This window comes from candidate division KSB1 bacterium (genome assembly GCA_034505495.1).
GTDB lineage: Bacteria > Zhuqueibacterota > Zhuqueibacteria > Residuimicrobiales > Krinioviventaceae > Fontimicrobium_A.
The window spans coordinates 20,666-43,301 of sequence record JAPDQV010000010.1 but is presented as its reverse complement, the minus strand read 5'-3'; the positions used below and the strand labels follow the sequence as shown (position 1 = coordinate 43,301).

The following is a 22,636-nucleotide window of genomic DNA, read 5'->3' as shown; positions in this document are numbered from 1 at the left end:
ACCAAGTGGAAAAACAAAAAACTGAGGGATGCATGATGAAACATCGCTTCTGCAAACGGATCTTTTTGCTTTTTGCCGTTTTATTTTTGGGGAATGCGTTCTCCGCTGAGGAGAGCTTTCTCAAGCTGAATGACAAAGAATATTTTGAAATGCCGGGCTTTAATGTGCTGGCGTTCGAAAATGCCTACACCGGCATGTTCTTTGACGAAAAGACCTCCGGCATCATTCTTATCCATCACGGGGTGCGGACGGCCACCGGCGGAGCGGTCAGGCTCAAACCGACGCCGGAACAATGGGATCAAATCCCCAGGCTCGTAGAGCGAAAAGTTAATCGCGAAGAAAACAGCGTCGAGATAACGCTGCGCTACGACGAGTTCGATTTTACCTCCAGAGTGGTGGTTTTTGCTCAAGGCCGGAGCGCCTTTTTCCGCGTCTATCTCGATCAGCCTTTGCCCGAAAAGCTGAACGGACGCACCGGATTCAACCTTGAATTTTTGCCTTCCGCTTATTTTGAAAAGACCTATCGAATAGACGACCGTACAGGCATTTTCCCGCTCTATCCCTGCAATTCGATGGAAGTCAAGCCGATGTCGACGCAGATTCGGCAATACGCCGGCCACTCGACGTTCGACGATCGCGGCCGCGGCGAGTATGTGGAGCCCAAACCGTTTGCAACGGGCAAAGTGCTTACTCTGGCGCCGGAAGATCCCGAACGCTGCATCACCATTCGCTCTCTTCTCGACGGCGATCTGCAGCTTTTTGACGGGCGCAGCGTGGCGCAGAACGGCTGGTATGTCGTACGCACACTTCTTCCGGCCGATCGTACCGGCCTGGTGGTCGAGTGGCAACTGACGCCGACCACGCTCCCCAATTGGAAACGTCGACCCATGATCGCCTATTCGCAGGTCGGCTATCACCCGACTCAGCCCAAGACGGCTGTGATCGAGCTGGATAAAAACGACGTTCCTCTGCAGCAAGCAGTTGTGCACAAGTTGGAGGCAAACGGTCAATGGGTCGAAAAATACCGCGGCAGAACACAGGATTGGGGCGATTTTTATCGCTATCATTATCTGCGCTTCGACTTTTCATCGCTGCAGGAGGAAGGGATATACCGCATTCAATATGGCGACGAGCAAAGCGGACCTTTTTTGATCGGCGCGCATGTCTTTGAGGGGATTTGGCATCCGACGCTGGACGTCTGGTTTCCGGTGCAGATGGATCACATGTTCGTTAACGAAGCCTATCGAGTCTGGCATGGTGCCGCTCACCTGGACGACGCTCTGCAGGCGCCGATCAATCATCAGCACTTTGACGGATACCGCATGGGCGGGAGCACCGAGACGCGTTACCAGCCCGGCGAGCGCGTGCCCGGCTTGAACATCGGCGGATGGTTCGACGCCGGCGATTTCGATATTCGCACCGGTTCCCACTGCGCCGCCGTCATGAACTTGGTGAACACATGGGAACGGTTCCGACCGCAGCGCGATGAAACTCTGGTGGATCAGTCGCAACGATTCGTTGATATTCATCACCCGGACGGTAAACCGGACATTTTGCAGCAAATTGAACAGGGCATCCTGGCAATCCTTGCTCAGCACCGCGCTTTCGGCCGGGCGATCAGCGGCATCATCGAGCCGAATTTACACCAATACCACCACCTGGGAGACGCCTCGAACATTACGGACAACCTGCCTTTTAATCCGAAACTGAAGCCCTATCAATCAGACGGCTTGACAAGCGGCACGCCGGACGACCGGTGGGTTTTCACCAACGATCTGCCGTGGAACAATTATGCCTCGATCGCCGCACTGGCCGCCGCGTCGCGCGCTTTGCGCAGCTACCTTGACGAGCTGGCCGAGGAGTGCTTGACTGCCGCGAAAAAAGCCTTTGCCGAAGAGCAGAGGCGCGTTCAGGAGGGACGGCGAGGCGGTCCGTTCGGCATGGGGGCTCCGGAACTGAATGCGGCGCTGCAGTTGTACATCTCGACAAAAGATCAAGCCTATGCCGACCTGTTTGACAAGCTGCTATGGTCCGAGCTCGAACGGTCCTCGACTCGGCTCATCAAAACCGCGGTATCGGCTCTGCCTTATCGGGATCAGGCATATCGGAAAAAACTGCTGCCTTTTGTGCAGAAATTCAAAGCCTATAATGATGAGCTCTTGAAGCAGAATCCCTTCGGCATTCCCATAACGACCGGCGGTTGGGCCGGAAATGGAACGATCATCGACTGGGTAGAGACCAATTATCTCCTGCACAAAGCTTTTCCGGAGATAATCGGTGCCGAATACGCGTTCCGCGGTATGGATTATATTTTCGGGTGTCATCCCTACTCCAATATTTCGTTTGTTTCGGGCGTCGGCGTGCGTTCGAAAAAGATTGCCTACGGCAACAATCGCGCTGATTTTACTTTTATTGCCGGCGGCGTTGTGCCAGGTCTTTTGCTTATAAAGCCTGATTTTTTAGAAAATAAAGAGGATTGGCCGTTTCTGTGGGGCGAGAACGAGTACGTCATTGACATTTGCGCCCATTACATTTTGGCGGCACATGCACTTCAAGATTTAGTACAACGGTAGTGACATCATCGGCGGGAAGGACAAGAGGCAAGACGTCCTCGCCTTCCCGCCGGGCTTCTCTCTTAGGGAACAGCAGGGTTAGAGTGCTTGTCGCGGGCGGCTCGAGGTTATTTAAGATAAAGCAGTTTTCCGACGCTCGTACTTTGCTCGGTTTGCAGCACGCAAAAGAATACCCCGCCGGCAAGTTTAGGATCGGGCCGGAACGGCACCCGATAATTGCCGGCAGGCTTTCTGCCCCGCATCAGTTCAGCGACTTTTCTCCCAAATGAATCATAGACATCCAAGGTTATGTTGCTCTCCTGAGGGAGAAAAAACGCAATGACTGTCTCGTCATTAAAGGGGTTTCCGGCGTGTAAGAGCCGTAAATCGAGATTTTGCTTTTCGGCTTTTCCCACTTTTGTCACCGCCGTATGGGCGACTTTGTACAAATGAACGGCGTAGTCTGAAAACTCGTCGCGAAAAACGCCTTCGGTCATGGCGAGCGAGCGGTTTTCGTCAATGACCTCGACCATGCCGTTGCCGAAATCGCGTAGAGTAAAGGTGACGGTGGTTGATCCGGGCCGCGTTGCGGCGGCAAACACGTAGGTGTATCCGTCGTGTCGCTTCAGCGTTGCATCGACGGGAGTTGCAGGATTTGCCGATGCGACCGTGAGGCCGTTGCTTACGCTCGGCGTGTTAAGTACAGCCGCCAGCGCCGTGATCTGCAGATTGACGGTCTCGACTCCTTTAGCCATGGCGGCATTCGCCAAAAGTCCCGCCTCGATAAAGGTCGGGCTGAATTGATGGCAGAAATAGCCGATGCCGCGCGCGCCGTGGATGAGCGCCAGCCAGACCTCGGCGCGGACGATCTGCGGCGTCAGGGCATAGCGGCTATCGCCGTCGATGTTGGTCGTTTCGATCCACACCCAAACCGGTTTGGCATAGTCGCACCACTTGCGCAGGTTTTCGGTGCCGTAGGCGACGTATCGGATGTCCTGCGCCACTTTATTGTGAAACGCTTTGAACCACGGCGCAGCGTTGTCGGGCAAAGGAAAGACGTTCATCGGATAGACGTCGAAACTAAGGATGTCGGCACCTTTGGCGTATTCCCGGTAATCCTCGGGGTGGTTAGTCCGATTGCCGCGGCCGTACCACTCGTCACAGGCGACGCCTTGGCCCAGATTGAGATAGACGGGCCGCGTCGGATCGGCGGCCTTCATGTCCTGGTAACGGCGGATGATTTCGCTCGGCGGTACGGGATCCTGCGTGCCGTTTTGTGCATTGTCCGGCTCATCATCCTGCAGCCAGGCGATAATGACGTTATTGCGAAAATGGGTGAGGCCGAGCGTATTTTGCGCGCAGATGGTCTTTAAGCCGAGCGAGGCCACGGCGTTAAGCTGACCGGCGGTGGGGCCCTGCCACAGACCGATAAACGTGTTGATGCCGACGGCTTTATAGGTTTTTGCCGTACCTGCTTCGGGACTTTGCAGCCAGACGGCAATGGGGAAAAAGTCGGAAGCCGGTGAGGGACCGTTCGGCCACTGCGCATAGTAGGCGGGCCCACCTTCCCACGGCTCGAACTGGTCGCCGGGAAGGTATTCGGCAGATAGAGTGGAGGCCGAGGAGAAAAGACAGATGAACACCAAGGTGTTCCGCTTAGCCCAACTGGTTAGATTCTTCATCTCTTGCTCCTCAAAGTTATTTTTCGACTGAGAGATGTGGGTATAAACAATAAACAAAATTGTATGAAAAAAAACAAATGATGCAATCTGCAAATCTTTTTCGTAACTTACCCGTTGCCAAAGTGGCGGAAAGGGCTGACTATGCAAAAGGCAAGAAAAAGCATCATTATATTGCTTGTTCTGTTCATTGCTGCATCGCCGGCTTTTGCTTTTTTGAAAGCTTCCGGAAAGCAGATTGTCGACGGCGACGGCAAACCGGTGCTGCTGCGCGGCTACGGACTCGGCGGCTGGCTGGTACCTGAGGGCTATATGCTTCACATCCCCGGTTTTGGTTCTCCGTCTTCGATCCGAAAACAAATTGTCGATTTGGTGGGCGAGGAGAACGCCGCGGTTTTTTATCGTGAGTATGAAGCGAACTATGTGTCCGAGGCCGACATCGCCGCCATCGCTTCGTGGGGCTGCAATTCGGTGCGTCTGCCGTTCAACTATCGGCTGCTGACGCCGGAAGACCGGCCGGGAGTTTATTTGGAAGAAGGCTTTCAGGTCATTGATAATGTGCTGGAATGGTGTAAAAAGTATCGGCTCTATTTGATCCTCGATCTCCACTGTGCACCGGGCGGACAGAATGCCGGCAACATCAGCGACAGCGACGGCCAGGTTGCGCGATTGTGGACAGTCAAGGCGAATCAGGACAGAACCGTGGAACTTTGGCAGAAAATCGCCGAACGGTATGCGAACGAGGAGTGGATCGGCGGCTATGATCTGCTCAACGAGCCGGTTTTGCCTTCGGGCTATTCCAACAGCGCTTTACGATCGCTTTATCGGCGCATTGCGCAGGCCATCCGTCAGGTGGATCAAAACCATCTGCTTTTTCTCGAAGGTAATGCTTGGGGTACCGATTTCAACCAGCTCGGGCCGCCGATCGACGACAACATGGCCTACAGCTTTCACAAGTATTGGAGCAGCACGGCGGAAAGCACGCTGAACAGCTACCTCGCTTTAAGGTCGCAGCAAAATGTTCCCTTGTGGTTAGGGGAATCCGGCGAAAACTCGAACCCGTGGTACTCTGCCGTCGTTCGTGCGTGCGAAAAGAACGACATCGGCTGGTGTTGGTGGGCGCACAAAAAGGTCGAAACCATCAGCAGTCCCTATTCTGCTCCGCTTCCGGCCAAATACGAGCGTGTGTTGGCATATTGGCGCGGAGAAGCCGGCAAGCCGACGGTTCAGGCGGCCATGGACGGCCTGATGGAGATGGCGCGCGGTCTCAAGCTGGAAAACTGCACGTTTTTGCCGGATGTGATCGACGCCCTGATGCGGCCGGATTTTGCCGTGCGGCGGCTGCCGTTCAAAGAGCACCGCATTCCGGGCAAAATTGCCGCCGTAGACTATGATTACGGCAACGCCGGCTTGGCCTATAAAGACACCCGTTCGGAGAACACCGACGGCGTCGGGGGCTCCGCATGGAACATGGGATGGAAATACCGCAACGACGGCGTCGATATAGAGAACTGCAGCGATGCCCAGGGAGCGCCGTTCAACATCGGCTGGATCGAGAGCGGCGAGTGGCAAAAATATACCGTGACGGTGGAAAAGAGCGGCGTGTATGACATCGAACTGCGGGTCGCTTCTGCTACCGGCGGAGGGCAGGCCGTGCTGCAGCTCGACGGCAAGCCGCTGGGTTTGGCGGCGATTCCCAATACTGGCGGCTGGCAGGCGTGGCGATCCGTTACGCTCTCCGGCATCGTTTTGGAAAAGGGGACGCATGACCTTGCGCACATCGCTCAGCGCGGCGGTTATAATTTAAGCGCCTTGAACTTTGTGCTCAAGCAGGAGACCAAGGTGGAAGAACGCCGAGAAACCGTAATTTCGCCCTTCCTGCTGCAAAGCTATCCCAATCCATTCAATGCCGGGACGACTTTCCGCTTTATGGTGCCCTATGAAGGGCGTGTTACGATCGAAATCGTCGATGCGGATGGCCGATCCGTGAGGACGCTCGAAGGGCAGGGAGAGCCGCAGCGGGAGGGCAGCGTTTATTGGGACGGCAGCGACGCGTTCGGCAGCGTCGTTGCTTCGGGGGTTTATTGGGCGATTCTGCAGGCAGGGTCGACGCGACTTTGTCGGCCGATTCTCCTGCTCAAGTAACGGGCAATTGTACTGTAATGAGAGATCTGCGGATTGCCCACCCGCCTGTTGCCGGTCGGTGCGAGGCGGCAATACTCCGCACCGAGCGCGACAATGCTGCATAGAAAGCTGCTGCCGCATAAAGTCGAGAGCATTCCCAATCGGACAAAGGAATTTAATAAAAGCGCTTCCTGCAGGCGCATAGGGGCAGGCGGTTCGCTGCAGATTTACAAAATGACTTTGGAGACCGAAGACCCGTAAAAAGATCTTCATTCAATGAGAGGATGCATGAGAAAGAATACAATTCGCAATATTGCCATCATTGCGCACGTCGATCACGGCAAGACCACCTTGGTGGACGGCATGCTGCGCCAGAGCGGGATTTTCCGCGCCAATCAGCAGGTGGCGGAGCGGATTATGGACTCGCTGGATTTAGAGCGCGAGCGCGGCATCACCATCATGGCCAAAAATACGGCGGTCAATTACAAGGGCGTCAAGATCAACATCGTCGACACGCCGGGGCACGCCGATTTCGGCGGTGAGGTGGAACGCAGCCTGAACCTTGTGGACGGCGCGCTGCTGCTCGTCGATGCAGCCGAGGGACCGCTGCCGCAAACGCGCTTTGTCGTAAAGAAAGCGTTGGAGAAACGGCTGCCGATGCTTCTCGTCGTCAACAAGATCGACCGCGCCGATGCCCGCATCCAGCAGGTCGTCAACGAGGTGTACGACCTCTTTATCGACCTCGATGCCGATGAGAGCCAAATCGATTTTCCCATCCTCTACACCAACGCGAAGAAAGGGATTGCCCATCGGCAGCTGGGCGACGGTTCGACATCTTTGGAGCCGCTGTTTGAAGCGATTCTCGACACTATACCCGGCCCTGAGGCCGACGACAACGCGCCGATGCAGTTTCTTGTCACGAATTTGGACTATGACCCTTATGTCGGTCAGATTGCCGTGGGTCGACTGTGGCGCGGCGCCTTGGAGATGAACACCGCCTATGCATTATGCAGCGAGCAAGGGGTACAGCTCGGCGTCAAATTTTCTGCTCTGTATACATTCGAAAATCTAAGTCGAAAAATGGTCGATCGGGTCGAAGCGGGCGATATTGCCGCCTTTGCGGGCGTCGAGGGAGTACGCATCGGCGACACACTTGCGGCGAGCGATGCGCCGGAGCCTTTGCCGCGCATTCAGGTAGACGAACCCACGCTGTCGATGATTTTTTACGTCAACTCCAGTCCCTTTGCGGGAAAAGAAGGCAAGTACCTCACATCACGACATCTGCGTGAGCGGCTCGAGCGCGAAACGCTCGGCAATGTCGCCATTGAAGTCGAGGAGACTGAGCGGCCGGATGCCTTTAAGGTCAAGGGACGCGGCGAGCTGCAGATGGCCGTGCTCATCGAAACCATGCGGCGCGAAGGCTACGAGTTCATGGTTTCCAAGCCGCAGGTGATTACCAAAGAAATCAACGGCGTCCGGTGTGAGCCGACCGAAGAGGTGATGATCGATGTGCCGGAAGAGTATGTCGGCGTGGTGACACAAAAGCTCTCGTCGCGCAAAGGCCGAATGATCAACTTGATCAACAAGGGGCACGGCCGCGTTCTGCTCGAGTTTATCATTCCTTCACGCGGCTTGATCGGCTTCCGCAGCCATTTTCTCACCGACACCAAAGGATCCGGCGTTCTCAATTCGATTTTTCACGGCTGGGAGCCTTGGGCGGGTCCCATTCCGCAGCGCGCCAGCGGCGCACTGGTGGCCGATCGTCCGGGCAGAGTGACGGCTTATGCGGCTTTGGCGATGGCCGACCGCGGCGAACTGTTCCTCGAACCGGGAACACTGGTTTATGAAGGGATGATCGTCGGCGAGCGCAACCGCAGCGGCGATTTGGACATCAACATCACGCGCGAAAAAAAATTGACCAACATGCGCAGCTCCACCTCGGACATTGCCGTAACCATTCGGCCGCCGCGCATGCTGTCCCTGGATCAGTGCATCGAATTCATCGCCGAGGATGAAGTCGTCGAAGTCACGCCGCAGAGCATACGGCTGGCAAAGATGGAGCGCGACAAGGCAAAAAGGGCGCTGCAGAGCCGACGAGAGCGATGGGGCGAAGAGTAACTTTACGGCACCCTATCAGCCCGTTGGAAATAGTGCACGGGAAGACAACCTGGCGAACACCAGCTTTTCTGCAAATTAGCCGGCTTAAGGACTTCCTCATCGGCGACGGAAAAGTCTTGTAGTTGCGAATTTGAATCAGCAGAGGTTAAGATGAGAAAAATATTCGGCCTTATTTTGTCGGCCGGCGGGGCAGCTCTTTTTTTCTTTCGAATGCCTCTCGTCTATGCTCTTATCGGCAAAACCAAAACCAAGGTCGGTTTGTTTTTAGGCATAGACAAGCTCGAGCTTTTTCTCGCTCTGCTTTGGGTTTTGGCCGGCTTGCTGACGCTGGCCGGAGTTGCCCTGATCTTTACCGGCTTTTTCCGCCGTACGCAACAAGATGCAGCCTAAACTGAAAGCACCGTTTGATCCAGCCGAATCTGCTGCTGCGAGGCCAAAAACTAGGCTCGCTACTCGGCGCTGCGCAGCATGGTCAGCAGCATTTTAAAGCGCTCGACGGCATTCACCGCGTGCGGCACATTGGCCGGCATGATGATATATTCGCCTGCGCTGACCAGATAGGGCTTGCCGGCGATGATGATTTGCGCCTTGCCGTCGATGACCTGCACCACGGCGTCGAACGGCGCCGTGTGCTCGCTCAGCGCCTGGCCTTTATCGAAAGCGAACAGCGTCAGCGTGCCGCTCGACCGCTTGAGCAGGGTTTGACTGACGATCGAGTTCTCCTGATAAGAGACGGATGCCGCTAAACTAACGGCACCGAGTGGGGTTTCTTCTTTCATAGCCGATTCCTTTCATTTGACAAAAGAATATACGCTGAGCGGCATCGGCAAATATTGATGCGGGTCAAGTTGGGGACATTTTTTGAGATGGAGTTACGCAAAGCAAATTTATCGGAAAATGATGCAGGCGGTCGAGCCTCAGCATCCGGACCGTCAAACGTTCAATCGACTGTTCAGCAATCCAAGAAAACCACGACCTAACATGGAACCCTGCTTTTTGGTGAACACTCTGCTCGGTATACGCTGTTCGCTCGCAGGAAGCGTCACCTCGGCTTTAAAATTTATCGATTTAAGGAAAAAAATCCTTGACAAGCGAACATTATTTTCGTATAATAAGCAAACAAATGTTCATATAAATGACAAACTGTTTGCCTATGGAAGAAGAGTTGACCCCCAAGCAGCGCCAGGTGCTGGAGGCGGTGCGCGAGTTCCAGAACCGGAACGGTTATCCGCCGACCGTGCGCGAACTGGCGGAGTGGTTTGGTCTTTCTTCGCCTGCCAGTGTGCACAAGATCCTGCAGGTGTTGAAAGACAAGGGCTATCTGCGCAAAGATGAGCGCAAATCGCGTTCGCTCGGACTGGTCGAGGATGATTCGATGACGCGCCGCGTTCGGCCGTTTCCGCTTTTGGGCAAAGTGGAGGCGGGTATGCCGCAATTGGCCTATGAGGAAAAGGAAGCGGAACTTTATTTGGACCTGGATTGGGCGGGCAAGGAAAATCTCTTTCTTTTGCGCGTTCACGGCCACAGCATGATCGACGCCGACATTCGCGACGGCGACATCCTGGTGGTCGAACAGACCCAAAGCTGCCGCAACGGCGACATTATTATCGCCCTGTTGGAAGACGAGGCGACTGTCAAGCGATTTTACCGCGAAAAAGATCGCATACGGCTGCAGCCGGAAAATCAGACCATGCAGCCGATCTACATCCCGCGCGACGATCCGAATTTCGCCGTCATCGGTATTGTACGCGGACTGCTGCGCAAATTCTGAGCTTTTAAAAAGGGAGAAATTTTATATGATGCCGAATGATTTGTATGATGAACTCTTTATCGTTGATTTTTTTGACCCCTTTTATGAAATGCGGCGTGCATTTGCGGCTGTGCAGCAGAAACTCGAGGTTCTTTCTCTTGAACAAAATCTTGGGTTCGACGATATTGAACGTATTCTGGAACGAGAGGCGCCGGGGCTGCGCAGGCGATTAGAGGAATTGTGGCGTCAACTCGACGGCGACATCTGCGAGCGCAGGCAAAGTCGAAAGCTGAGCGCGGCCGAGGTCCGGCGATGGCGCGAACAGCTTGCCGCATGGCAGGCGGCTTGGCAGCGGGCCATTGAAGTTTGCCGCTCTGCCGTTTTGGAACCCGCCAAAGAAGCTCTTTGTCAGGTCGACTATTCTGAAGCGGCCTGATTGTGATCGAATGGAGGAAGCAAAATGGCTAAAAATCATCTTCCCAATTGGGAAAAATACTGGGAGAATTTCAGCGATTTGGAAGTCCTGCGGGAAAAAGCGAACAATCTGGATGAAACGCTGCGGCTGTTAGAGAAAGAGTTTGCCGTCAAACTGATGTCGGGTGACCATATGCAGATCATCGCCGCCTTAGAGGAGAGGATCGACGAATTGGAGCGGCGTCAGCGTGCGGCGCAGCGGGTCGTTCAAACCGACCTTTTCGATCAATTGCTTTAAGCCCCGTAAAAATCTCTTAATTCCTCTGCATTTGCCGCAAATCATATTGATTGTTACCCGCCTTTTCTTTAAATTTTAATAGAGTTAAATAAACCTGCCAACCAGTTGATCGAGGAATGAATGAGCGCATCGGCAATGGAGAAAATCTACAATCCCCTGCAAGTCGAAGAAAAATGGTCTGCCTATTGGAATAAACACAAGCTTTTTCACGCCGACGTGCATTCGAAAAAGCCCACCTATGTGATCATGATCCCGCCGCCCAACGTTACGGGCATGCTGACGATGGGGCATATCCTCAATAATACGATTCAGGATCTGCTCATCCGTTGGAAAAAAATGAGCGGCTATGAGACCTTATGGCTGCCGGGTACCGATCACGCGGGTATTGCAACGCAGAACAAAGTCGAGCAGGCGCTGGCGGCGGAAGGGCTGACGCGTCACATGCTCGGCCGCGAAAAATTTCTCGAACGGGTGTGGGAATGGAAGGAAAAATACGGCGGCATCATTCTCAAACAGCTTCGACGCCTGGGTGCGGCCTGCGACTGGGACCGTGAAGCCTTTACGATGGATGAAAAGCTTTCGCGCGCCGTGCGCGAGGTTTTTGTTCGATTGGCGGAGGAAGGGTTGATTTATCGCGGCACGCGGCTGATCAACTGGTGTCCCCGCTGTCATACCGCGCTGGCTGATGAAGAAGTCAACAACCGGGAAGAGGAAGGCGGCTTTTGGAGCATCGCTTATCCTTTGGCGGACGGCAGCGGCGAAATTGTTGTGGTCACTACCCGGCCGGAAACGATGTTGGGCGATACGGCCGTGGCGGTGCATCCCGATGACCCCCGCTACCGATCGCTGATCGGCAAAAAAGTGCGCCTGCCGCTCATCGGCCGCGAAATCCCCGTCATTGCCGACGAACACGCCGATCCTGCCCTTGGCTCCGGAGCCGTCAAGATCACGCCTGCGCACGATTTTAACGATTACGAAGTGGGACAACGGCACGGTCTGGAAATGATCAACGTGCTCACGCCCGAAGGCGTGATGAACGAAAACGCCGGTCCTTACGCCGGTCTCGATCGGTTTGCGGCGCGCAAAAAAGTGCTGGAAGATTTGGCCGCTCAGGGACTGCTGCGTAAGGAAGAGAAAAAGATCATCTCTATTCCGCGCTGCTACCGCAGCGACGATGTGGTGGAGCCTTATCTCTCCGCCCAATGGTTCGTCAAAATGAAGCCGCTGGCCGAACCGGCCATTGAAGCAGTGCGTTCCGGCCGCATCCGGTTTCACCCCAAACATTGGGAAGAGACCTATTTCCACTGGATGGAGAATATCCGCGACTGGTGCATCAGCCGACAGATCTGGTGGGGCCACCGCATTCCCGCCTGGTATTGCGAAAGCGGCCACGTCACCATCGCGCGCGAAACACCGCGCGCCTGCCGCGAATGCGGCAGCACTCAGCTCAGGCAGGATGAAGACGTGCTCGACACCTGGTTTTCCTCGTGGCTGTGGCCGTTCAGCACCTTGGGTTGGCCGGAACAGACGGAGGATCTGCAGAAATTCTTCCCGACCGATACCCTGGTGACCGGTCCGGACATTATCTTTTTCTGGGTGGCGCGCATGATCATGGCCTCGCTGCATTTCATGGGCGAAATTCCCTTCCATGATGTCTATTTCAACGGCATGATCCGCGACCTCAAAGGCAGGAAAATGAGCAAATCCTTGGGCAACTCGCCGGATCCGCTCTGGCTCATCGAAGGTGCATCCAAGGAAGAAGTGGCCGCTTTTGCCAAAGAGAATCCCTCGGCCGCGGAAGGGATTCCCGCTTACGGCGCCGATGCCGTGCGCATGACCATGCTTTACCTGACGCCGGTGGGCGGCGACGTCCGTTTCGATCAGTCCCTTACGGAGGTCGGACAAAAATTCGCCAACAAGCTGTGGAACGCCGCCCGCTTTGTGTTGATGAACTTGGATGAAAACGAACCGATCCTTTCGCTCGACGAGATTGATGCCAAAGAATTGGAAACGGTTGACCGCTGGATTCTCAGCCGCCTCCATAAAGCCGCGCAGGTCATTAACCATGCCCTGGCCGTCTTCAAACTGAACGATGCCACGCATGCGCTCTACAGCTTTGTGTGGAGCGAATACTGCGATTGGTACATCGAGTGGATCAAGCCGAGGCTGTACGACGAAAGCGCGCCGCGACCGCGTCGGATAGCCCGTTCGATTGCCTTGTACGTGCTGGATACCGTGGTTCGGCTGCTGCATCCTTTCATGCCGTTTATTACCGAAGAAATTTGGCACGCCCTGCCCGGCAACGAGGGCAAAGGCCTGTCGGTGCTGCTGCAGACCTACCCACAGGCGGATGAAAAATGGTTCGACAAACAGGCCGAGCGCGAGATCGTTTTTCTTCAGCAGGTTATCTCTTCGCTGCGCAACATTCGCGGCGAAATGAATGTGCCGCCGGCCAAGGAAGCCGAGCTGGTGGTGCGCTCCGGCGATGCGGAAAAGCTTCAAGCCATTCGGGACAACGAAACGGCGATCAAAAAGTTGGCCCGTCTTTCCGCGATTCGATTCAAAAATGAACGGCCGCCGCTTGCCGCCGGCGCCGTAGTTCAAGGCGTGGAACTGTTCGTTCCTCTGGCCGATCTGATCGATATTGAGGTGGAAAAGAGTCGTCTGAAAAAAGAGATCGACCGCCTGTCGGCGCAGTTGGCGGCGCTGGATAAAAAGCTTGCCAACGAAAACTTTGTTTCCCGCGCTCCGCAGGAGGTCATTGAAAAAGAGCGCCAAAAGAAGAGCGATTGGGAGACCAATCTGCACAAGCTGCAGGCAGCGCTGCACACGCTCGAATCGTGAACACCGTTGCAGCCGATTGCGCGGGAACAAAGTCGCGTGAGAGAGGTTTGAAAGCCGTACCTTATTAAATACGGGGTGTTGCAATGAAAAAATTTATCAGGCTAACCTTAGGAGGGGTCATCATGGCGACGACGATTGCAGCCGATGAGACGGCGGTAACGATCTACAACAACGATTTGGCTCTGGTTCGGCAGGTGCGCACCATTCAGTTGAAAAAGGGCGTTCAGATTTTTTCTTTCGAGGATGTAGCGGCGCGCATCGATCCCACTTCGGTGCATTTCAAAGCGCTCTCGCATCCGCAGGAAGTGGCGCTGTTGGAACAGAATTTCGAGTACGACTTGGTGGGCATGTCGCGGCTGCTGCAAAAGTACATCAACCAGGAAGTGCTGGTGATGGTCAAACAGACCGGTGCGGTGCAGGGTACGCTGCTGAGTGCGGTCGACAATGATGTGATCATTGGCCTTGACGGCGGCCAAGTGAGAGCGATTAAAGCGGCGGCCATCGAAAGCGTCGTCTTTCCGTCGCTGCCGGGCGGCCTGGTGACCAGGCCGACGCTGGTTTGGCAGCTCGACAGCAAGGTTGCGGGGCCGGTACGCTCTGAGATCAGCTATTTGACAAGCGGCATCAAATGGCATGCCGAGTATGTCGCTGTGGTCAACGAAAAGGACACGCAGATGGACCTCGCCGGTTGGGTGTCTATTGAGAACAACTGCGGCGCATCGTTCGAGAATGCCAAACTAAAGCTGGTTGCCGGCGACGTCAATCGTGTTAAAGAGGAATCCCGTGGTGAGCGTTTGCTTAAGGATGTCTATATGCTTGCCTCCATGGCGCCGTTCGAAGAAAAAGAGTTCTTTGAATACCACCTTTACACTCTTCAGCGGCCGGCAACGCTCAAAGATCGTCAGATCAAACAGATGTCCCTTTTTGAACCCCAGACCACGCCGGTAACCAAAGTCTATGTGTACGACGGCGCTTTCAACGACGACAAGGTGCAGGTACGGTTGGAGTTTAAGAACAGCAAGGACAGCGGCTTGGGCATGCCGCTCCCCAAAGGCAAAGTTCGCGTTTACAAGCGCGATACGGATGGTTCCCAGGAATTCATCGGCGAAGATATGATTGATCATACGCCCAAAGACGAGACGGTGCGCCTGAAACTCGGCAATGCCTTTGATGTCGTCGGCGAGCGCGAAGTCGTGAAGGAGCAAAAGGTGACCAGTACGAGTCGTCAGCTCACGGTGGCTATAAAACTGCGCAACCACAAGAAGGAGCCAATCGAGGTGGTGGTGGTCGAGCATTTATGGGGCGACTGCAAGTTCATCGGCAGCACGCCGCCCATCAAGGAAAAAACTGCGCGCCGCGTCGATTTTTTGGTGTCGGTACCCGCCAACGGCGAGACCCGCTTCGAGTACACGGTCTTGATTCAGTAGCACGGCGTCGTGAGCTCTTCGGTCTCTTTGGAAGTTTTGCTGCAGCCGGTGGACCGGCTGTCGTCGGTCGGTCCGAAACGCGCCGCTGCGCTGGCTCAAGTCGGCGTCTTTACGATCGAGGAGCTTCTCTACTATCTGCCGCGGCGCTATTTGGATCGCACCAACGTCACCCCAATCAATCAGCTGCGCGAAGATGAACCGGCCACGGTCATCGGCCGCATCATCGAGACCGGCATCAAAAAAGGCGGCAAAACCCGCTTCTATTTGGTGCTCAAAGATGATACCGGTCTTCTCGTCTGTGTCTGGTTTGCCGGTATACCTATTTGGCAGCGCCTGTTTGCCGTCGGTGAATGGCTGGCCGTGAGCGGCAAGCCGAGTCGTTACGGCGGCCTTCAGATGGTGCACCCCGAATTCGATCGCCTGGGGAGAAACCTCGAGGTGAGTCCGATCCACACAGGCAGGATCGTGCCGGTCTATCCTTCCACCGAAGGCTTGACGGACGTCGGTCTCGACAGCCGCGGTTTCCGCCGTTTGATGGCGCGACTGGTCAAGGACTTTTGCGGCGATCTTGCGGATCCTTTACCGGCGGCTCTTCGCGCCCGACACGATTTGCCGCCGCTGGGCGAAGCCCTGCGCCAGGTTCATCTGCCGAACAGCTTTGAGAGCCTGCAGTGCGCTTTGCGGCGGTTGAAATTCGACGAGCTGTTCTTTCTTCAACTATTGCTGGCGCTGCGCCGCAGGCGATATGCGGTCCAAGGCGGCGGCACCGCTTTTACGCACATCGGCGAGAAAGTAAAAGCTCTTTCTGCGGCTTTGCCGTTCGAATTGACTGAAGCTCAAAAGCGCGTTCTGCACGAAATTCGCGCCGATCTGCGTTCCAGTCGGCCGATGAACCGGTTGTTGCAGGGAGACGTCGGCTCCGGAAAAACCCTTGTGGCGTTGTTTGCCATGCTGATGGCCGTCGACAACGACTGTCAGGCGGCGATCATGGCGCCTACCGAAATTTTGGCCGAGCAGCACTACCTTACTCTGCGCAGCCTGTTGCAAGGGATCGACGTACACCTTGCGCTGCTCATCGGCGGGCAAAAAAAGAGCGAGCGCGAGAGGGTCATCCGGGAGATCGCCGACGGTACGGCGCAGATTGTCGTCGGCACGCATGCCTTAATTCAGGAGCATGTCGAATTTTCGCGCCTGGGGCTGGTGGTCATTGATGAGCAGCATCGCTTCGGCGTCATGCAGCGGGCGGCTTTGCGGGAAAAAGGCCTTCAGCCGCATCTCTTGGTCATGACCGCCACGCCCATTCCCCGCACTTTGACCATGACGTTGTACGGCGACCTCGATGTGTCTCTGCTCGACCAGTTGCCCGCCGGCCGCAAGCCGATCATCACGCGCTGGCGCGATGAAAAGAGTCGGCGCAAAATTTATGAATATGTACGACAAAAGGTTGAGTCCGGCGAGCAGGCCTACATTGTCTTTCCGCTGGTTGAAGAGTCTGAAAAACTCGACCTGAAGGCGGCAACTGAAAGCTACGAAATCATGCGGAAGACCTTCTTTCAGTCCTTCTCGCTCGGTCTTTTGCACGGCCGCATGTCGGCGGAAGAGAAAGCGCAGGTCATGGACGATTTTAAAAGCGGCCGCGTGCAGATTTTGGTCAGCACCACGGTCATTGAGGTCGGCGTTGACGTGCCCAACGCTACGATCATGGTGATTGAGCATGCCGAGCGGTTCGGGTTGTCGCAGCTGCATCAGCTGCGCGGTCGAGTCGGCAGAGGCAGTCGACAGTCCTACTGCATTCTGATCGCTTACGGCAACCTTTCCGCCGAAGCGCGCGAACGGTTGGAGACCATGGCGGCGACCAACGACGGTTTCAAGATTGCCGAAAAGGATCTGCAGCTGCGCGGTCCAGGCGACTATTTCGGCACGCAGCAGAGCGGCATGCCGAATTTAAAGGTGGCGGACATTTTGCGCGACGGCGATCTGTTGACCTGCGCCCGCGAAGAAGCCGCTGCGCTGGTCGAACGCGATCCGCAGCTTTCCGCCCCCGAGGATTTACCCATTCGCGGCTATTTTAGCCGAAAGTATCGCAACTATTACCAGTTATGCTGGATCAGTTGACCCAAGTCGGTTCAAGAGGGAGCAGGCGTTTGACCGAGAAAGGAAAACACCGACGGGACGTTTGGGAAAGCTTTTGGTCCGGCCGGCCGATCGAAGAGATCTATCCGACTTCCGAGCGAATTTTGCAGCAGATTCTCAGCCTTGGACCGCCCGCCGGTAAATGGATCATGGAGATCGGCGCCGGCTCCGGTCGCGACGGCCTGCGCCTGGCAAAATCGGGCGGCCGCGTGATTTTTCTCGACTATGCGCAAAGCTCGCTCAAATTGATCGCCGAATCGGCAAAAAAAGAGAACGCATCCGTCTATCTGGTGCGCGCCGACGCTTTTCATCTGCCCTTCCGTCAAGGTTGCTTGGACCTTGTTTATCACCAGGGCCTGCTGGAACATTTCGAACGGCCTGAAGGTATTGTTGCAGAGATTTATTATGTGCTCAAGTCCGGCGGCTGTACGATAGCCGATGTTCCGCAGACCTTTCACCCGTATACGCTCGTTAAGCACGTTTTGATTGCAATGAACAAATGGTTTGCAGGATGGGAAACGGAATTTACTGCTGGGCAACTGCGGCGGCTCCACGAAAAATGCGGACTTGTCACCCTCCGAATCTACGGCGATTGGATGCGTCCGAGCTTTTTTTACCGCGCAGTCCGTGAAATCCTGAAAAAGATCGGCATCTTTCTGCCGATGTATCCGCCCAAAATTCCGCTGCTGCACCGCCTGCGGCAAACCTTTCGCAACTCATTTCGGCGGTTGCCCGCAGCTCGGATGACGTTCATGGATATCGGTATTGTGGCACGGAAACCGTAATGAGATCGGCAAAGCGACGTTACCGCATCTTGGTCATCAATTGGCAGGATATCCGTCATCCTTTGGCCGGCGGGGCTGAGGTGCATCTGCACGAGATTTTCCGTCGCGTGGCGCGCGAGCACGACGTGACGCTGCTCTGCTGCAGCTTTGCCGGCGGCGCTGACGAGGAAGAAATAGACGGCATCCGCGTTGTTCGGCGCGGCGGACGCAATTTTTTTAACTATGTCGTACCCAAAGCCTACCGCGAACTCGCTCAAAGTCGGTGTTATGATATTGTACTTGATGATTTAAATAAAATTCCGTTCTTTACTCCGCTATTCGTCAAAGAACCGATTTTGGCCATTGCTCACCATTTTTTCGGCAGCAGCATCTTTAAAGAAGTTTCGCCCTGGTACGGCGCCTATGTCTGCACGGCCGAGTATTTGGTGCGCTGGGTCTATCGTCGGACGCCCTTTGCCGTAGTCTCGGAAAGCACGCGTCGAGAGCTGCGACGCTGGGGAATAAAGAGCGAAATTCATATATTGCCCAATGCCGTAGAGGTCGAGGCGTATGTCGGAACGGACGGAACGGCGGATGAGCCGGTTATCGGTTATTTGGGCCGTTTAAAAAAGTACAAGAGCATCGACCATCTCATTCGCGCGCTGCCGCTGATTCGTTTGCGCGTGCCGAACGCCAGATTAAAAATCATCGGCGGCGGCGACGCTGAAGCGATGCTGCGCGGCTTGTGCCGTGAGCTCGAATTATCGGAATGGATCGAGTTTACCGGCCACGTTTCGCAGGCTGATAAAGTCAAGCATCTGCGTAGCTGCGCGGTTGTCGTCAATCCCTCGCCGAAGGAAGGGTGGGGATTGACGGTTTTGGAAGCCAACGCCTGCGGCATTCCGGTTGTGGCGGCTGATTCGCCGGGACTGCGCGATTCGGTCGTCGACGGCGTTACAGGTTTGTTGTACCAATACGGCAACCTGCAGGCTTTGACGGAGCGCGTGACGGAGCTTTTGTTAAATAAAGAGAAACGGCTCTCACTAGGAACCCAGGCGACGTTTTGGGCTAAACAATGGAGTTGGGACGAATCGGCGCGCATCGCCGCAGAATTGATTGAACGTTATGCACAGCATAAATCATGAGGATAGAATGCAGCGCGAGAAACAAATCAACCGAATCTTTGCCTCTTTGGCGTTTGTCATTTCGCTTGTGACCTATTTGCGCACCATTGCGCCGACGACCTCTTTTTGGGACTGCGGCGAATTCATCACCTGTTCCTACATACTCGGCATTCCGCACCCGCCTGGGGCGCCGTTCTACCTGATGCTCGGCCGGCTGTTCAGCATGATCATTCCTGTAGCCGACATCGGGCTGCGCGTCAATCTTATTTCCGCCGTCAGTTCCGCCTTAACGGTTATGTTCCTCTATCTCATTATCGTGCGACTTATCAAGCAATGGCGGGGTGAACCGAAATCCGACTATGATCTTTTGGTGCTGACGGCGAGCGGTCTGATCGGCGCTTTGGCCTTTGCCTTTACCGACTCTTTTTGGTTCAACGCCGTAGAGGCTGAGGTTTATGCCATCAGTATGCTCTTCACCAGCTCGGTGATCTATCTGATTCTGGTCTGGCTGGAGAAATCCGACGCTCCGACTTCAGACCGTTACCTGCTTTTCATCGCTTATTTGATCGGTCTCGCTATTGCCGTACACTTGCTGATGATCCTGGCGCTGCCTGCTCTCTTTCTCGTCATTTATTTCCGCTACTTGGAGACGCACGGCCGCGAGGCAACTCTGGGAAGATTCGCCGGCTATGTCGGTTTTACCCTGCTGTTATTTTTTCTGGTCCTGGCTTTCGGCCTGTCGGTCGGCATTCCGCTCAAAGTCAATTTGGCCTTCGGCGTACTGCTGATGGTCGGCATCGCTCTGCTGCGCAGCGATCATCCTGAGCGCATCAGTTACCGAAATTTCACTTTCTTCGCTATTATCGCGCTTTTCGGCTTTGCACTGATCTATCCGGGAATTGTGCAGTATGTTCCATACATTGCCGGAAAGCTCAAGTCCTTCGGCTTTTTCTTTCTGCTGCTTCTGCCGATCGGATTGATTTTAGCTCTGCGCAAAACACTAGCCGACCGCAATCGTGTCGCCTCTCTTGCTCTCATGTCACTCCTTCTCATTATTCTCGGCTATACGACTTATGCCATGATCTATATTCGTTCCAATCTGGATCCCGCTGTCGATGAGAACGACCCCGAAACCTTGGCCGGCATGGTCAGCTACCTCAACCGCGAGCAATATGGTACTTGGGGCATTCTGCCGCGCCGTTTTCCGGGATTGGCGCCGGATTGGCAGTTTGAGTATGAGAACCCGGGTGAAAATTACGAAACCTACCAGTTCTCCAAACAGATCAAGTTCATGATCGATTATCAGATCAACAAGCTCTACTGGCGGTATTTCGGCTGGCAATTCATCGGCAAAGGCAAAACCATCGGTCCGGACGGCTTTATTGCCGAGCTAATTTCACTCAACGGCTTGTGGGGATTGCCGTTCCTTCTCGGCATTCTGGGCATGGTGCACCATTTCATCAAGCATTGGAAGCATGCAACTTTTGTGACGGCGCTTTTCATTCTCACGGGATTGGCCATCGTCATCTATCTCAACCAGGAGGATCCCCAGCCGCGCGAGAGGGACTATGTTTTTGTCGGCAGCTTTTTCGCCTTTGCGATATGGCTGGGCATCGGCGTGACGGCCGTACTGGAATGGCTCGAAGAAACCTTCCGCGACCGAAAACGGCTGCTGTTCGGCGCCTCCTTTGCGGCGATTGCATTCATGCTGATCATCGCGCCAATCAACCTGTTTGCTTTTAATTTCCATACTCACGACCGCACCGGCGAATATGTGGCCTACGATTACTCTTATAACATCCTGCAAACCTGCGAGCCGAACGCCATCATTTTCACCAACGGAGACAATGACACCTTTCCGCTCTGGTTTCTCCAGTACGTCAAGGGGATTCGAACGGATATCCGCGTCGTCAATCTCAGTCTGCTGAACACGCAATGGTACATCAAACAGCTCAAGCATCAGGAACCCAAGGTTCCGATTAGTTTGACCGATGAACAGATCGACAAGCTGGAGGTTAGAGTCTGGAAGGGCGGAAATGTCGAGATCCCTGTGCCGCCCGAGGTCAAACGCCGCGAATTGGGCATCGAGATCAGCGAACCGGAAACGCTGCGCTTTTACGTCAAACCGACTGTATTCGGCCAGGCGCTGCGCGTGCAGGATATCATGGTTCTTAACATTGTGCTGGCCAATCAATGGCAAAAGCCGATCTATTTTGCCGTTACCGTCTCGGATCAAAACAAAGTCAATCTTGACGAATTTCTGCGCATGGACGGCCTCTGCTTTAAACTGATTCCCGGCAAAGCCGACGGCATCGACGCCGCCCGGCTGGAGAAAAATCTCTTTGAGGTTTTCCAATACCGCAACCTAGACAATCCGAAAGTCTATTTCAACGATAACATTGTCGGGTTGCTGCAGAATTATCGCGCCGCATTTTTACGGTTGGCGCACTATTATCTCATGAACCGTGACCATGCGGGAGTCGTCCGCACGCTCGACAAGATGAATGAAATCATGCCCTTTAAGGTGATACCGGCGCCGGATCCGCGTCTGGCGCTGCAGGTCGGCCAATATTATTATTTTGCCGGAAGAAACGACCGCTTTTTAGAAATGGCCGAATATACCTACAGTCAGGCGCCCGAAGACCCCGAAGTGGTCGGTGCCTATGTCAGTCTGCTCGAACGCCAGGGCCAATACGCAAAAGCAAAGGAGATCCTGCAGAAGTGGCTGGCGATGCGGCCCATGGATTCGGAGGCGCAGAAAAAGATCGAAGAGCTGGACAAGCTGATGAACCGCAACGCCGGAGATACGCTGCAAAATTGAGCGAACGGACGATCGCTTTGAAAAGAAAGAGGCATGTAAAACCGGTTTTCTCTACAATCCTCAAGGCCCTCGTTTCCGTTGGCTTGGTTTATAGCCTTCTGCGGCGGCTTGGAGCCGAAGATGTGCTCGGCCGATTGGCAGCGGCGAGCCTGCATTGGCTGCTTGCGGCGTTTGCCGTCTATGCGCTCAGCAATGTGCTCGGCACTTATCAATGGCATCTGCTGCTGCGGTCTCAGCAAACCGAGATCACTTTTATGCAGTCTCTGAGGCTGTATCATATCGGCTTGTTCTTTAACAACTTTTTGGTGAGCAACATCGGCGGCGATGCGGTGCGCATCTATGACATCAAACGGCACAGCGGCCGCGGAACGGTAGCGGTCTCGACCGTGCTGTTCGACCGCATCATCGGCTTTACGGCCATGGCCATGATAGCCATGATGGCGGCAGTGGTTAAAGCTCGAGTTCTCACTCGTGCGGAATTCTGGGCAATCGGCGCTGTTCTATTTTTGTGGACGGCAATCCTAGCCGGATTGTTCAGCCGGCGGGTCGGCGCTTGGCTGCAGATTCGTCTGCAGCGCAGGCTGCCGA

17 protein-coding genes are annotated in these 22,636 nt (G+C 54.9%); 15 read left to right on the top strand and 2 right to left on the bottom strand.

Translation table 11 applies throughout. The features are described from left to right. The first annotated feature begins 32 nt into the window (after positions 1-32). Positions 33-2,573, top strand: a complete 2,541-nt coding sequence (locus ONB24_06260) for a glycoside hydrolase family 9 protein (GenBank protein MDZ7315710.1) — start codon at positions 33-35, stop codon at positions 2,571-2,573. Positions 2,574-2,680: 107 nt separating this feature from the next. Here ONB24_06260 and ONB24_06255 read toward each other — a convergent pair whose 3' ends face one another. After that, positions 2,681-4,234: a hypothetical protein gene (locus ONB24_06255; GenBank protein ID MDZ7315709.1), complete on the bottom strand. Its 1,554-nt coding sequence runs from the start codon at positions 4,232-4,234 to the stop codon at positions 2,681-2,683. Positions 4,235-4,375: 141 nt separating this feature from the next. On the opposite strand from ONB24_06255, the gene ONB24_06250 reads away from it, so the two are divergent. The 4 genes from ONB24_06250 (at position 4,376) to ONB24_06235 (ending at position 8,863) form a co-directional block, all read left to right on the top strand. Next, positions 4,376-6,376: a cellulase family glycosylhydrolase gene (locus tag ONB24_06250; protein MDZ7315708.1), complete on the top strand. Its 2,001-nt coding sequence runs from the start codon at positions 4,376-4,378 to the stop codon at positions 6,374-6,376. Positions 6,377-6,469: 93 nt separating this feature from the next. After that, positions 6,470-6,616, top strand: a complete 147-nt coding sequence (locus ONB24_06245) for a hypothetical protein (protein MDZ7315707.1) — start codon at positions 6,470-6,472, stop codon at positions 6,614-6,616. Positions 6,617-6,643: 27 nt separating this feature from the next. Continuing rightward, positions 6,644-8,473: a translational GTPase TypA gene (gene typA, locus ONB24_06240; GenBank protein ID MDZ7315706.1), complete on the top strand. Its 1,830-nt coding sequence runs from the start codon at positions 6,644-6,646 to the stop codon at positions 8,471-8,473. A gap of 150 nt (positions 8,474-8,623) precedes the next feature. Further along, positions 8,624-8,863, top strand: coding sequence for a hypothetical protein (locus tag ONB24_06235; protein ID MDZ7315705.1), 240 nt, complete (start codon positions 8,624-8,626; stop codon positions 8,861-8,863). 59 nt (positions 8,864-8,922) lie between these two features. Here the strand turns inward: ONB24_06235 and ONB24_06230 are convergent, their stop codons facing one another. Beyond that, complete coding sequence (locus ONB24_06230; GenBank protein ID MDZ7315704.1) at positions 8,923-9,252, bottom strand: cupin domain-containing protein; 330 nt, start codon at positions 9,250-9,252, stop codon at positions 8,923-8,925. 356 nt (positions 9,253-9,608) lie between these two features. Between ONB24_06230 and lexA the strand changes: the two genes are divergently transcribed. The 10 genes from lexA to ONB24_06180 form a co-directional block, all read left to right on the top strand. Then, entirely contained in the window at positions 9,609-10,244 is a 636-nt protein-coding gene (gene lexA / locus ONB24_06225; protein MDZ7315703.1) for a transcriptional repressor LexA, read from the top strand. 25 nt (positions 10,245-10,269) lie between these two features. Next, on the top strand, positions 10,270-10,659 hold the full coding sequence (locus ONB24_06220; protein MDZ7315702.1) for a hypothetical protein: 390 nt from the start codon (positions 10,270-10,272) through the stop codon (positions 10,657-10,659). A 24-nt stretch (positions 10,660-10,683) separates the two neighbouring features. After that, positions 10,684-10,935 (top strand): hypothetical protein, encoded by a 252-nt coding sequence (locus ONB24_06215; GenBank protein ID MDZ7315701.1) that lies wholly within the window; start codon positions 10,684-10,686, stop codon positions 10,933-10,935. A 120-nt stretch (positions 10,936-11,055) separates the two neighbouring features. Further along, the gene (locus ONB24_06210; protein ID MDZ7315700.1) at positions 11,056-13,779 is read left to right on the top strand and encodes a valine--tRNA ligase; all 2,724 of its coding nucleotides are present in this window, start codon (positions 11,056-11,058) and stop codon (positions 13,777-13,779) included. 122 nt (positions 13,780-13,901) lie between these two features. Further along, positions 13,902-15,206 carry a DUF4139 domain-containing protein gene (locus ONB24_06205; protein ID MDZ7315699.1) on the top strand — a complete coding sequence of 435 codons (1,305 nt, stop codon included), beginning with the start codon at positions 13,902-13,904 and terminating at the stop codon, positions 15,204-15,206. Positions 15,207-15,215: 9 nt separating this feature from the next. Then, the gene (gene recG, locus ONB24_06200; protein MDZ7315698.1) at positions 15,216-17,321 is read left to right on the top strand and encodes an ATP-dependent DNA helicase RecG; all 2,106 of its coding nucleotides are present in this window, start codon (positions 15,216-15,218) and stop codon (positions 17,319-17,321) included. A gap of 29 nt (positions 17,322-17,350) precedes the next feature. After that, complete coding sequence (locus tag ONB24_06195; protein ID MDZ7315697.1) at positions 17,351-18,124, top strand: class I SAM-dependent methyltransferase; 774 nt, start codon at positions 17,351-17,353, stop codon at positions 18,122-18,124. Beyond that, the gene (locus ONB24_06190) at positions 18,124-19,248 is read left to right on the top strand and encodes a glycosyltransferase family 4 protein (protein ID MDZ7315696.1); all 1,125 of its coding nucleotides are present in this window, start codon (positions 18,124-18,126) and stop codon (positions 19,246-19,248) included. Before ONB24_06195 ends, ONB24_06190 begins: the two co-directional genes overlap by 1 nt. A 7-nt stretch (positions 19,249-19,255) precedes the next feature. After that, positions 19,256-22,048, top strand: coding sequence for a DUF2723 domain-containing protein (locus tag ONB24_06185; protein ID MDZ7315695.1), 2,793 nt, complete (start codon positions 19,256-19,258; stop codon positions 22,046-22,048). A gap of 17 nt (positions 22,049-22,065) precedes the next feature. Next, positions 22,066-22,636 (top strand): flippase-like domain-containing protein (locus ONB24_06180; GenBank protein ID MDZ7315694.1); only part of this gene is annotated, 571 nt, incomplete at its 3' end.